This is a genomic window from Paenibacillus sp. FSL F4-0097 (genome assembly GCF_038593125.1).
Classification (GTDB): Bacteria; Bacillota; Bacilli; order Paenibacillales; family Paenibacillaceae; genus Paenibacillus_AQ; species Paenibacillus_AQ odorifer.
On the sequence record NZ_CP151965.1, the window covers coordinates 1,892,756 to 1,906,123 of the forward strand.

10 protein-coding genes and 1 riboswitch are annotated in these 13,368 nt (G+C 43.9%); of the genes, 9 read left to right on the top strand and 1 reads right to left on the bottom strand.

Features of this window, described 5'->3' with window-relative positions; translation table 11 throughout:
- Positions 1-26 precede the first annotated feature (26 nt).
- The 4 genes from MHH86_RS08230 (at position 27) to MHH86_RS08245 (ending at position 5,904) form a co-directional block, all read left to right on the top strand.
- On the top strand, positions 27-890 hold the full coding sequence (locus MHH86_RS08230; RefSeq protein ID WP_076101575.1) for a copper amine oxidase N-terminal domain-containing protein: 864 nt from the start codon (positions 27-29) through the stop codon (positions 888-890).
- Positions 891-903: 13 nt separating this feature from the next.
- Entirely contained in the window at positions 904-3,630 is a 2,727-nt protein-coding gene (locus MHH86_RS08235) for a hypothetical protein (RefSeq protein WP_076317173.1), read from the top strand.
- A gap of 165 nt (positions 3,631-3,795) precedes the next feature.
- Positions 3,796-4,677, top strand: coding sequence for an ROK family protein (locus tag MHH86_RS08240; protein WP_076317174.1), 882 nt, complete (start codon positions 3,796-3,798; stop codon positions 4,675-4,677).
- Positions 4,678-4,887: 210 nt separating this feature from the next.
- Positions 4,888-5,904, top strand: coding sequence for an HRDC domain-containing protein (locus MHH86_RS08245; protein ID WP_036684572.1), 1,017 nt, complete (start codon positions 4,888-4,890; stop codon positions 5,902-5,904).
- 86 nt (positions 5,905-5,990) lie between these two features.
- On the opposite strand, the gene corA is transcribed toward MHH86_RS08245, so the two are convergent.
- Entirely contained in the window at positions 5,991-6,926 is a 936-nt protein-coding gene (gene corA, locus MHH86_RS08250) for a magnesium/cobalt transporter CorA (protein WP_038569550.1), read from the bottom strand.
- Between the two features lie 397 nt (positions 6,927-7,323).
- A riboswitch (SAM riboswitch) is annotated at positions 7,324-7,453 on the top strand.
- A gap of 115 nt (positions 7,454-7,568) precedes the next feature.
- On the opposite strand from corA, the gene metA reads away from it, so the two are divergent.
- The 5 genes from metA to MHH86_RS08275 all read left to right on the top strand — a co-directional run bounded on the left by metA (position 7,569) and on the right by MHH86_RS08275 (position 12,889).
- Entirely contained in the window at positions 7,569-8,489 is a 921-nt protein-coding gene (gene metA, locus MHH86_RS08255; RefSeq protein ID WP_036684477.1) for a homoserine O-succinyltransferase, read from the top strand.
- A 36-nt stretch (positions 8,490-8,525) separates the two neighbouring features.
- A complete protein-coding gene (locus tag MHH86_RS08260) occupies positions 8,526-9,698 on the top strand; it encodes a PLP-dependent transferase (protein ID WP_076141382.1) in 1,173 nt (390 codons plus the stop codon).
- A gap of 627 nt (positions 9,699-10,325) precedes the next feature.
- A complete protein-coding gene (gene mqnC, locus MHH86_RS08265) occupies positions 10,326-11,462 on the top strand; it encodes a cyclic dehypoxanthinyl futalosine synthase (protein ID WP_036684474.1) in 1,137 nt (378 codons plus the stop codon).
- 402 nt (positions 11,463-11,864) lie between these two features.
- Positions 11,865-12,707 (top strand): SPFH domain-containing protein, encoded by an 843-nt coding sequence (locus MHH86_RS08270; protein WP_036684473.1) that lies wholly within the window; start codon positions 11,865-11,867, stop codon positions 12,705-12,707.
- 11 nt (positions 12,708-12,718) lie between these two features.
- Complete coding sequence (locus MHH86_RS08275) at positions 12,719-12,889, top strand: toxin-antitoxin system HicB family antitoxin (RefSeq protein WP_036684471.1); 171 nt, start codon at positions 12,719-12,721, stop codon at positions 12,887-12,889.
- Positions 12,890-13,368: the final 479 nt, after the last annotated feature.

Below are 13,368 nucleotides of genomic sequence, written 5' to 3' on the forward strand. Positions count from 1 at the left end.
AAAGATAAATTGAGAGGAGTAATTATATGAAAAAATTAATCAGTTCTCTACTTTTATTACTAATGGTATCCCTGATGACTTCTGCATTTTCAGGTTTTGCAGCAAGTCTTCCATTGAGGGTAGTAGTAAATGGAGAAAAAGTTATTTTTCCAGACGCCCAGCCTTTTATCGATGCGCAGCAAAGAGTACAGCTACCCGTGCGTTTTATAAGTGAAGCGCTTGGAGCTAAGGTGTTATGGGACAGTAAGGCCAAAAAGGCAACAATCTCGCTTGAAGGCAAAACAATGGGTGTCTATATCGGGAAAAAGAGTTATGAGCTCAATGGAAAAACAAAACAAATGGACACGGCAGCATTGTTCAAACAGTCAAGAACCTTTGTCCCACTTCGATTTGTATATGAAGGACTCGGTGTAAACGTGAAATGGGATGATGCTGTGAAGACGGTCTACATCACTACTCCTTCAGGTGAAATAGCTACCTCTGATAAGCCTGCTACGGGAGAATCAACGAATGGAGCGAAGACGGTAACGATTCATGGGTTTGAAATCCCGTATACTCAATTGGGGGCCAATCTAGAGTCGACTTATATTACCGATTCACAGCTGACAGTATACAACAATGATGATCGGAAAGCAGGTCAGTATCTTTTTCAAATTACAATTACATTTACTAATATAGGCTCTGACCCTGCACTGGAAGCGAAGGAAGCGGAGAATATTCTTAGACAAAACATTGAGGGCGATGTCGTAGATTCGATTATGAAGTATGTTAGAACAAAAACAAAAAGAATGGATGAGCTAGATTATAAAGTCTTCCAAAGCAAAGATTATAAAATTGATGTAGACTCTCCTGGTATGGGGGATATAGGAATCGCAGTATGGCCGAAGTAGGAGAGGTGAAGGTATGAAAAAATCGATATGGCTTAGTATAGTGACAATATTCTTATTCCAATCTATAGCTTCTTCAGTTTTCTCTGAAGAGTCAGTGAATGATACATCTAACAATCTTCCAAAAACAGCGACAGCTTTTATCGAGAAGATCAATAAAGATATGGCGGAGCTCTATAAAAAATCTAATTATTACACAATGGAGACTAATAAAGGAAAGTTAAGAGAGGATTTGTTGCAAAACCAGATAAAATCTAACAATAGTAATTTTGAGATTGTTTATGGTGGAAATCATGAATGGCTGGAGCATAGCAATATGTTTGCTTTTTCCGGGTATTCGATTGATGGGGACTCGGTCTCAACTGAGGGAGCTCCATGGTATGCTGGATGGAGCGGGATTCAAATTCAGAATTTTAATATGATTAAGGAACCTTGGAAGGACTCTGGCGTAAAATCAAGCTACAAAATTAGAAAAAATGATTTTGATGCATTTGTAGGTCGGGATATTGAGTATCTAGCAAATTCCGGCGGGACTTTTGAGCAGGCGATTCTTACTGGACTAAACCTGAACTATGCCGGTAAGAAATATGAACGGTTCATCTATAACAATCAAGACAAGGAGTATAAAGACAGGGTTGTATACACTCAGAATACTACACCGTCTAAGGGAGGGCGATGGATAGATTATGTTCACGTCTTGCAACCGCCTACCTATCTGTCTTGGGGATCAGGGAGGATTTACATCCAAGGTTCCAACGGAAATATTACTTACTTAGGCATTCCTATCGCACCGTTTATTTTGCAGGTAAATGATTTATCCCCTCATTTCGAAACTTTGCCAACCGGCGCGGTAGCTGGACAAGAGGTAACCGTTGGAATCAGGCTCAGATCCAGCTTCGCCACGCAGAAAACAACAGATTACGCTTGGAAGATCACGAGTAACGGAAAGGAAATCCCTGTAAGATACCATGGTCATGCGTCAACGTTAGCAGGTGAAATTATGCTTGCGGCTAATACGGCTGACAATATTCTTTTCGCGACATTTACAATGCCTGATGAGGACGTATACATCCAGTTTAATCTGAACAGGCTGAAGTCACCTAATGAAGTCTTTTACGGAAATAATGAGATTTACGGATGGATTAAGAAGATCAACTCGATGCCAACAACTAAAGGCTCCTTCGATCTGGATTATAATGTGTTATCGAAAAAAGTGAAATTCGGGTTAGCCGATGGTGCTGCTATAAAGGCTGTTCTACAACCGCAATATTCTGATTTTACTTGGAGTGGGAATGCTACAGGCGCTTTGGAAGTAATCAATAATTCGGATACTATCTATCGTTATTTCCGTGTGGAGAATAATCCGCTGGTTAACGATGCCGCCAGTACTATAGTTAGGCAACCTGACATCATAGCTAGTCTACAGCGTCCTGATTTTGGTGATGATCCTGTTAACGGTAAGTGGTACATTAATCCGGCTCCGTATACACCTAATCAAAAGTCAGGTAATATCAGTTTCCAGGGTACTGTGAGCAGAAATTTCACTCGTAATTATCAGGTGTGCAGCACAACTAAGAACGGGCAAGGTAAAGATGTTGAATCTTGTCAAACGTATACGGAGAGCGGCAGCACTTCAGCTCCGTTTACACCAGGTGAGGATGTCAAAACCATTCGGACCTATATTTATAACGGGGCCAAACAAATAGCACCTAAGCTGTACAAGAATTCAATAGACAAGAATAAAGCGGATTCTTTGATTCGAAAGCTCCTCTGGACAAGTGAGCCTTACAATTATAATGTAATCCGCTGGATGGCTCATGAAGATGAGAATAAGAACTTACAGGATTGGACGAAAGTAAAGGGGCAATTCGAACGAATCTTCACACAACAGGCAAGCGGAGACATCGGTTGGAAGGTAGAGAATAGCATGGCTCAAGCTTATAAGAAAGCCAGAGCTACCGCTAAAAAAATGCTTAACGACAAATCTAATTATGATACCGCCGTGTTTGCGACGGATAAGCAACTTCAAGGGTATGATTATCCGATTAAATCCGGATATTATTTTAATCCTGTTGGAACGTATACCTTTACACTGGAGACAGTTACGTTTAAAGATACGGATAAAGACACGAAGGACCATAAGGATCTTGTTGAGGAACTTACGAATTCTTTCCGATATGAAACTGATCTTATGTATATCAATAATGATAAAGTTGCGGTCAATCTGCGGAATGAACCACTGAGCAAAAACGGGAATAACTTTGCAAGAAAGCCAGCAGCTTTATCCGTAGAGGATAACACCGGAGTGAATGATGCGAAATTGTTGACGGTGGAGAACAGCTTTACTAAAGATGTGGAAGAGATCCCATATTCACAAGAAAGAGAAAGTGATAATGGCACCCATGAATTCTGGAAGAATATATTAGAGGGTTACTCACAGTCTAGTACACTGGGAAGCTTCGACAATTTCAAATACCGTGAATATGTGGGCTTGAATCAGAATATGTACAAGATCACGGAAAAGTCTACGGTGACGATTACGATTAATAAGGACCATATTCCTGTCTATACTACAGCTGAAATGCCAGATGGGAAGTACTATGTTAAGGCTTGGTTGGCAGATGTGGAGCTCTCCAAGAGTACCAACGCATACAAATCACTGGGCAAGCTTGTCGGCATTAAGCCGCTGGATCAAATTGAGGTTACGGTAAAAGGCTCTATGTTTGATGACTTAAATAATTAAACAACAATAGTCTCCCTTCATGCAAAATAGCATGAAGGGAGTTTTATTATTGTGATAGCGCTTCATCCAACGTATAATAAGGGCTGTTGATTGTTTTTTTATATTGTTTTTTATTTTCACACTGGATGGCGGATTATTGCTTATTGGAGAAGGGAGATAGTTGCTATGAAGTTATTGGGAGCGATTGAAGCAGGCGGAACGAAGTTTGTATGCGGGATTGGTTATGAGGACGGTACCATTCTGGACCGAGTTAGCTTTCCGACAACAACACCGGAAGAAACGATGGGACTCGTAATCGACTATTTTAATGGGAAGAATGTAGAAGCTTTTGGTATTGGATCGTTTGGACCGATTGATCCCGTGCTGGACAGCCCTACTTATGGTTACATAACAACGACACCAAAACCTCACTGGGGACAATATAATCTGGTAGGCACAATGGCTGAGCAATTTAACGTGCCGATCGGTTTTGATACGGATGTGAATGGTGCAGCGCTTGCGGAAAGTAAATGGGGAGCGGCTAAAGGTCTGGACAGCTGCCTTTATATTACGGTTGGGACAGGTATTGGAGCGGGAGCAGTTGTTGGAGGTCAGATGGTGCATGGATTGTCTCATCCTGAGATGGGACATATTCTAGTTCGCAGACATCCAGAGGACACGTTTGAGGGCTACTGCCCTTATCATAGCGATTGCCTTGAAGGGTTAGCCGCAGGTCCGGGGATTGGCAAACGCTGGGGACAACCAGCAGGCGAGCTACCTGTTGACCATCCAGCTTGGGATATGGAAGCTCATTATCTTGCACATGCACTTATGAATTACGTGCTGATTCTGTCTCCCGAAAAAATCGTAATGGGCGGTGGGGTCATGAAGCAAAGCCACTTGTTCCCGCTAATCCGTACCAAGCTGCAGGAGCTGCTTAAAGGTTATGTTCAGCATCCAGCGCTCAATACCGATATTGATAATTACGTTGTGCCACCGCAGCTTGGAGATAATGCAGGACTTGCAGGTGCGATTGGACTGGCAACCTTAGCTTTGGCAAGAAACTAGTATAAAAAGATATTGACTGTTAGGAAATATATGGTATTGTAGGATCTAACAGTATAGCATTTAATGAGGGAGCACCTCTTTCACGTTTATCGTGAGAGTGGTGCTTTTTTGCGTTTTCCGAGTCTGACAGTGTGGGATTCACACCAGCGAAGAGTAGTTCAGACCCGGTAGGTATAGTGCTTGCTGAAGACTAGAAAGGCAGGGATGAATATGCAAATTGTATTTATGAATCGCTTATCCAGAATATCTGGGGTGGATCAAGAGGTGTTCGCTCAGCTATGGATTGGAGAGGAAGAAGGAGTGTGGAGCCTGGGCTGGCGTGATTTTTCAGACGGTGAGGAGACGCAGGAGCATTTGTGGTATGCGGGTGGTTCTTGGAATGAAATGCTCTGTGTTTACAGGCATGAGCTGGCGGTGAAGATGGGGGATGGCTATCGGCCGTTGATTGATGGCGTATTTCATGAAGAAGACGGCCTTACTGGGCGCAATCAGGAGCAGCTAAGGCTGCAATATTACAGTGAATATAATGGGAACGAAGCTATTTATGAGGAGTTATGTGCTTGGCGCCGCAGCCGAGCTTCTAGTGAACGGAAAGCCCCTTACATTCTTGCCAGCAATCGTTTGTTACGTTTGATAAGCACTTTCTTGCCGCATACACCAGAGGAGCTGCTGCAGATCCCTGGTGTAGGGGAAGGAAAGGTAGCCCAATATGGCACGGATTGGTTGGCTATAACCTCTACGGCTGCAAGGGAACATTCCTTCCCTTTGAACTGGGTTCACCAAGAAATTGAGGAGGACTCTTTTGTATCCTGGCTCTATAAACAGAAAGAGGTCAAATATAAGAAACAGCTAGAAAGACTGCGATTACGGCGAATTCTGCTGCAAGGGATCGAGAATGGGTTAGGGTTAGAACAGCTTAAGGTGAACAGTGGAGTGAACCGTCGCGAACTGATTGAAGCGGTAGAGGAGCTGGAAAGAGAAGGTTATTGCGTGGAGAAACTGATCGAGGTAGAACTGAAAAATATGCCGCAGAATGAACAGGAAGCGATATGGAATGCCTATGTAGAGGCAGGAGATCTTTTTCTAAAGCCAGTGCTGCATAAGGTGTATGGGGAGGATTTTTCAGCAGCAGAAGGGCTGGATAGCTATTATGAACGTCTGCGGCTGATCCGCATTCGTTTCCGGCGGGAGCAAGCTCCTAAAGTGGGCGTGGCGACCAGTTTCTAGTAGCTTTTCCTCATATCAAAAAGACGAAGGCTTCCTTACACCATAGGGTTAAAGGGCCTTCGTCTTGCCTATTCGTCCGTTTATTTTCATAGCCATTCTTTCTTGCGGAATACATACAGCATCCCACAGCCTAACGTCAACATTAGACCTATCACGGCAAAATAGCCGTATTTCGTATGCAACTCAGGCATATGATCAAAGTTCATCCCATAGATTCCGGTAATTACGGTCAAAGGCATGAATATCGTTGTAATCGCGGTAAATACTCTCATAATTTCATTGGCGCGGTTGGCGATACTGGATTGGTAGGCCTCACGTAAGTTGCCCATGAGATCGCGGTACGTCTCAAAGGTTTCGGATATTTTAACTGCATTTTCATAAATGTCGCTAAAATACTTCTGCAGCTGATCATCAATCAGACGGAGGTCTTTTTTGTTCAGGGTATTGATAACCTCTTTCTGTGGTCCCAGCATCTTCTTTAACCATAAGATCTCACTTCGCAGACCGATAATCTCACTCAGATGAGATTTCTTGGTATGCATTAGAATATCCTCTTCAAGCTTCTCAATCCGGGCTTCAATTCGGTCACCTACGGAGAAATAATTATCTACGACAAGGTCGATAAGCAGGTAAAGGAATTGGTCTGGTTCGCTAACCTCTTGCTCCCATAACATGGGCTTCAGGATGCGCAGCTCGTGGATCTTTTGTTTCGTTACAGTAATAATATAATGTCTGCCCAAGAATATATTGAGTGCCCGCAGGAAAATTTCCTCATCATCAAAGCGGATGCTGTTTACAACAATAAAGTAATGACTTTCGTATATTTCGATCTTTGGACGTTGATCCTCTTCACTAAGGCAATCCTCAACAGCGAGATCATGCAGGTTGAACAGGGGCTGAAGCAGCTCCAAATCCTCCACATCTGCATCAATCCAATAGAACCCTTCTGTTGGGGGTGTCAATGTTTCATCAATTTCATCAATAGGTGTAAAAACCCCTGCATTCACCAGCCGGATTTTCATCTGATTCCACTCCTTCTATCCCCGGGTCTTCACCAGGGACTGCTAATTAAGCACAGAGAAAAAAATCAGCTTGGCCGGCGTTACAATCAATACAAGAGGCCGAATGACGATTCGAGGGCATGAAGAAGAACTGCTCCCGCCGCCGGCAAGCTGATGATTATCCTGTGTGGTTGCTCATTTTGTACACTTAATTGCGAGCTCGGGTCGCCTTCCATTCTTCTTCTCACCTCTTCTTTTCGTTCAGGTATGAAATACTTGTCTAGTATAACAACGGAGTATGCCTCTTTCAAGCAAATTTATTGTTACTTTAAGGCTACTTCAGCATTGTATGGACTTGACGAAAAGGAGGTTCATGATTTAAAGTAAATTTTAAAGAAATTTAATTGAATACAGCTAAATCTTATCAAGAGCAGGTGGAGGGACTAGCCCTATGAAACCCGGCAACCGGCGTGTGAACGCACGGTGCTAATTCTTGCGGAACTTTGCTGACGACTAAACCCCGTCCAAAAGTTTCTGGCAGATGAGAGAGGCGCATATGACTGTAGATATGACCTTTCTCGTTTTCCGAGAAAGGTCTTTTTATTGTTCAGAAAGCCGCGATGTGACAACATAACCTAAATACAGTTAAGGAGTGGAAAGACAATGCCAATTAAAATTCCCGACAGTTTACCAGCAAAAGAAGTACTATCCGGAGAAAATATTTTTGTGATGGATGAAAGTTTGGCTTTCCATCAGGATATCCGTCCACTAAGGATTGCTATTCTGAATCTCATGCCGACTAAAGAAACGACGGAGACTCAATTGCTGCGTTTAATAGGAAATTCACCGCTGCAAGTTGATGTTACCTTGCTGCATCCACGCTCACATACTTCTAAGAATACTTCTGCTGAGCATTTGAGAAGCTTTTACAAAACTTTTGACGAGATCAGCCACCGCCGTTTGGATGGCCTTATTGTTACAGGAGCACCCGTAGAGCAAATGGAGTTTGAGGAAGTATCCTATTGGGAAGAGCTAAAAGAGATTTTTGAATGGAGCAAGGATAATGTGACCTCGACCATGCATATCTGTTGGGCGGCACAGGCAGGGTTGTATCATCATTTTGGTGTTCGTAAAGTGGCATTGCCTGAAAAATGTTTTGGTGTATTCTCCCATACGATTAATCAAAATAACATTAAATTGCTGCGCGGTTTTGACGAGGTATTCCATGTACCGCATTCCCGTCATACCGATGTCTCCCGCGAAGATATTGAGAGCAATCCAGATCTGCAGATTCTGGCAGAATCCGAAGAAGCTGGTATGTATCTAGTAGCTACGACCGACGGCAAACAAATATTTGTGACCGGACATTCCGAGTACGATCCTCTATCCCTGAAATGGGAATATGATCGTGATTTGGAGAGGGGCATGGAGATGGCCTTGCCGAAACACTATTTCCCTAAAGATGATCCAGAACGGACACCTCCTGCAGTGTGGCGTGCACATGCCAACTTATTATTCTCTAATTGGCTCAATTACTATGTATATCAAGAGACACCTTACGATATCGACCCGATTGTTTATTAAGATCAGCGCTACATTATAATTTAGGAGGCATTTATCATGGACGACAAACTTAGGATTGAAAGCAGACTGGCACAAATAGGTTCACAAGAAGATCCGGCTACCGGAGCCATTAATTTTCCTATCTATAATGCTACGGCATTCCGTCACCCGAAGCTTGGGCAGAGCACAGGTTTCGATTATAGCCGTACCAAAAGTCCGACCCGTTCCGTACTGGAGAATGCGGCTGCGGAATTGGAGTCTGGTGATGCAGGTTTTGCCTGTAGCTCTGGGATGGCGGCTATTCAAACCATATTTACCCTGTTTGGGCAAGGCGATCACTTGATCGTTTCGCTGGATCTTTACGGCGGGACCTATCGTTTGTTGGAACGAATTATGTCCAAGTTTGGAATCACTGCTTCCTATGTAGATACGAATGATTTGGATGCGCTTGAGGCTTCCCGTCTTCCAAATACAAAGGCGATATTTATTGAAACGCCAACGAATCCTTTGATGATGGTTACGGATATTGCAGCCGTTGCTACTTGGGCTCGTCATCATGGGCTGCTCACAATTGTAGACAATACACTGCTGACTCCATTTTTCCAGCGTCCTCTGGAATTAGGTGCGGATATTGTAGTCCATAGTGCTACCAAATATTTGGGCGGACACAATGATATACTTGCTGGTCTTATTGTATCTAAAGGGGCTGAATTATCCGCTGAAATAGCGATTCTACATAACTCTATTGGCGCTGTGCTTGGGCCAACAGACAGTTATCAGCTGATGAGAGGCATGAAGACACTGGCTCTGCGTATGGAACGGCACGAGAGTAATGCACTAGCAATTGCCCGCTATCTACAAGAGCACCCGGCGATTGCGGAAGTGTTCCATCCAGGCCTGCCGGATCATCCGGGATATGAAATTCAGAATCGCCAGTCCTCGGGCAATACCGGAATTTTTTCTTTCAAATTAAAAGATGCCAGATACGTAGAACCTCTGCTTCGTCATATCCGGCTTATAGCCTTCGCTGAGAGCCTCGGCGGGGTTGAATCGTTAATGACCTATCCTGCAGTACAGACGCATGCGGACATTCCTGTGGAAATTCGGAATGCGGTGGGTGTAGATGATCGGTTGCTGCGCTTCTCGGTGGGCATTGAACATGCGGAGGATCTAATTGCTGATCTGGGTCATGCTTTGGAGGCTGCGCGGGCGGAAATCGAAACGAAGTAAAAGTAACGGCAACCCAGATCGGCACCGAATTGCTGGGAAATATCGAGGATCTATCTCACCGTTGATTTAGAACTGGTGTTAGACTGAGGATGAAATAGAGCTGTCTCATAAGCCGGGAATTGGCTGCTGGGATAGCTCTTCTTTTTGGACTTTTCGCTATTGGACACAGCTGACCTTAAACGCAGCATTATTCCACATTTGGAATGTTAACGGACTCCACAGCAGCTATTGCGCTAAAAAACAGCTTTCATGAGGCTCTTTTCATGGAATAGCATCACTGGAGTCCATAACTATGCTCTAAAGGCTAAAAACTTGCAAATAACGTCATCTGTGTCCGACAGCCTCAGGGAATTTTGATTCAACGGGTGCAGGCAGCAATGTAAGGACTCTTTCTGCTGGATGGTATCTTGCTGAGAAAGTAAAAAGTTTTTCAAGCTGTTCAGATTGTGATACGATGAGGAAATGAACTGTTCATTTATTAAAATATAAGGTATAAGTTACATACTTACTTTATCCTTATGTTACTACGAGAAACGGTTGTTATCTCTAAAGGACGACAACGTTATTTTTTCTTGTGATTTTGTGAATCTACCATATCCCTAAGGGTTTAAAAGGAGGATGCGAACGATGAGTGCGATAGATCTTATTTTGGATAAAGCCCTGCGGGGCGACCGTCTCCAATTGGAAGATACCATCCGACTATTCGAGAGCAACGAAATTGAGAAAATGGGTGCTGCTGCAAACACTATTATGGAACGCTGGCACCCGGACCCGTTAGCCACATTTGTAATTGGCCGTAATATTAACTATACGAATGTATGTGATGTGTACTGCCGTTTTTGCGCTTTTTACCGCAGACCAGGCTCGGATGAAGGCTATGTGCTGCCAGATGAGGCGATTTATCAAAAAATTGCTGAAACAATTGCTGTTAATGGTACAGAAATTCTTATGCAAGGTGGAACTAATCCTAACCTTCCATTTAGCTACTATACAGATATACTGCGCGGAATTAAGCAACGGTTCCCTGAGATTACAATGCACTCCTTCTCTCCTGCGGAGATTATGAAGATGAAAGAAGTATCAGGATTACCACTGGAACAAGTGGTTCGTGAAATTCATGCTGCGGGTCTGGATTCATTGCCAGGCGGAGGCGCAGAAATTCTTGATGACCGTACACGCCGCAAAATCAGCCGACTAAAAGGCTCGTGGCGCGAGTGGATGGATGTAATGCAGACGGCACATAAAGTGGGTATGAATACCACAGCGACAATGGTGATTGGGCTTGGGGAAAGTATGGAGGAACGTGCTTTGCACTTACTACGTGTGCGTGAGGCTCAGGATGAGTGTATTGCCAACAAATATGATTCTGAAGGTTTCTTGGCCTTTATCTCATGGACATTCCAGCCGGACAATACCAACCTGAAGCTGGACAGACAAACGCCTGAGGAGTATCTGAAGACGGTGGCGATCAGTCGCCTTGTGCTGGATAATATTAAGAACTTCCAATCTTCATGGGTCACTATGGGACCAGAGGTCGGCAAGCTCTCCTTGCAATATGGCTGCAACGATTTCGGCAGCACAATGATTGAAGAGAACGTAGTATCTTCGGCGGGTGCGACTTACAAGGTAAACATCGAGTCGATTACTCAGCTGATTCGCGAAGCAGGCAAAGTTCCAGCGCAGCGGAATACACGTTATGATATTCTGCGGGTGTTCGATGATCCTAATGCGAAGATTGATAATGATTTTGTAATGCAGAACTAATATATATTAATTAATCAACGCTTGATGCTTGTTAATCCTTCAGTGGACTAATGAGCATCAAGCGTTTTTTTGTAAGGTTAGGATTACGATCATTAGCAAGCCTCATTGCAGAACACATCTGAATCTTCGCTTGTTATATCATCCGTTAGGCGTATGGACCCAGCGGACCTAATTCGTAAATTCAGCGTCTTTTGAGCAGGTGTTCGACCCCAGCGACGGTATCCTTGAAAAGAGCCTCATATAGGCTGGTTTTTAGCGCAATAGCGACTGTGGGGTCCGATAGAGCTGCAGTATATGAAATATGAACAGAAAAGCATTTTTAATTTCTTTTTACCTATTCACATTATTATCCAAAAGTGATATCATAATCATATCAAAAGAATATCTATTGGGGGTGCTTTTATGAAAGAGAAAACGCTTCGTCCTGTCAGTGGATTTTGGGTTCTCGCCTTAATTGCAGTTTGTTTAGCTGGGGGAATTTATGGTGCAGTTCAAGAGTATGTCGCAGTGCCAGTCATTCTGTTCGTTGTAGCTGGGGTATTATGTACAAGTGTTACGGTTGTGCAGCCCAATAAGTCGGTCGTAGTTACCTTTTTCGGGCAATATGTAGGGACTATCGTGACAAGTGGCTTGTTTGCAGTCATTCCGTTCAGTTTGCGCAAGACGGTTTCCCTCCGCGTGCGTAACTTTAACAGTGTCAAGCTGAAGGTTAATGATGTGGAAGGGAATCCGATTGAAATTGCTGCAGTTATCGTATTTAAGGTAATTAACTCTGCAAAAGCGCTTTTTGATGTAGATAAATATATGGCGTTTGTGGAAATCCAAAGTGAAACAGCGCTGCGTCATGTAGCCAGTAAATACCCGTATGATAACTTCAATGAATCGGGCATGTCCCTGCGGGCTAATGCAGATGAGATTGCTAAAGAATTGGCAACCGAGCTGCAAGAACGTTTGTCGATATCTGGTGTGGAGGTCATTGAAGCGCGGCTTACACACTTGGCTTATTCCACAGAAATTGCCAGTACAATGTTGCAACGTCAGCAAGCATCTGCAATTCTGTCCGCTCGTCAAATCATTGTTGAAGGCGCCGTAGGCATGGTCGATATGGCGATTAAACAGCTTAAAGAAAGCGGCGTAGTTGAGCTTGATGAGGAACGCAAAGCGGCGATGATCAATAATCTGATGGTTGCGATCGTGTCGGAGCGCGGAGCGAGTCCGGTCATTAACGCCGGCTCGTTGTACTAAGGCGGTGCATCATGGCGGCCAAGAAAAGCTTTCCACTGCGGATCGATCCGGATCTGCATGAGGCGCTGGAACGATGGGCGGGAGAGGAATTTCGCAGCGTAAACGGACATATCGAATACTTGTTGCGTGAGTCTTTGAAACGTGCAGGCCGCTTACCTGAAAAAAAACGGCGAGAGGAATAACCACAAAAGGACTGTTTCGGCATCCATGTATTGGCTGCCAGAACAGTCCTTATGTGTGTCTTCTGCCTGAGTTTCTATCATTTTGGACCCTTTTCTGACTTGACTGTCAGAGAGGACAGATTTATAATTACTCCATAATTCACGTTAACAGCATTGACGAAGATATGAGTTGATTGTTCTGGACCGTTCAGAGAGAGGAAACTTAGGCTGAAATTTCCTCCGGCATCCTGCTTTCGATTTACCCCTTTGTAGCTGCCGTTTTGAACTCCCTGCAATGGGATAGTAAGAACTGCCGGTTCATGGTCGTTACTCCATGCTTACGAAGGATTCTATCTTCACTCCGCTTGAGGTTTCAAGGGAGGCTAGAGAGAATCGAATTTGGGTGGAACCACGGGTGTAATCGCTCGTCCCTTTGCGGGACGGGCGTTTTTTTGTGTGCGTGGATATTATTGTTCCGCAAAGGTTAAAGGGCCGTTAGG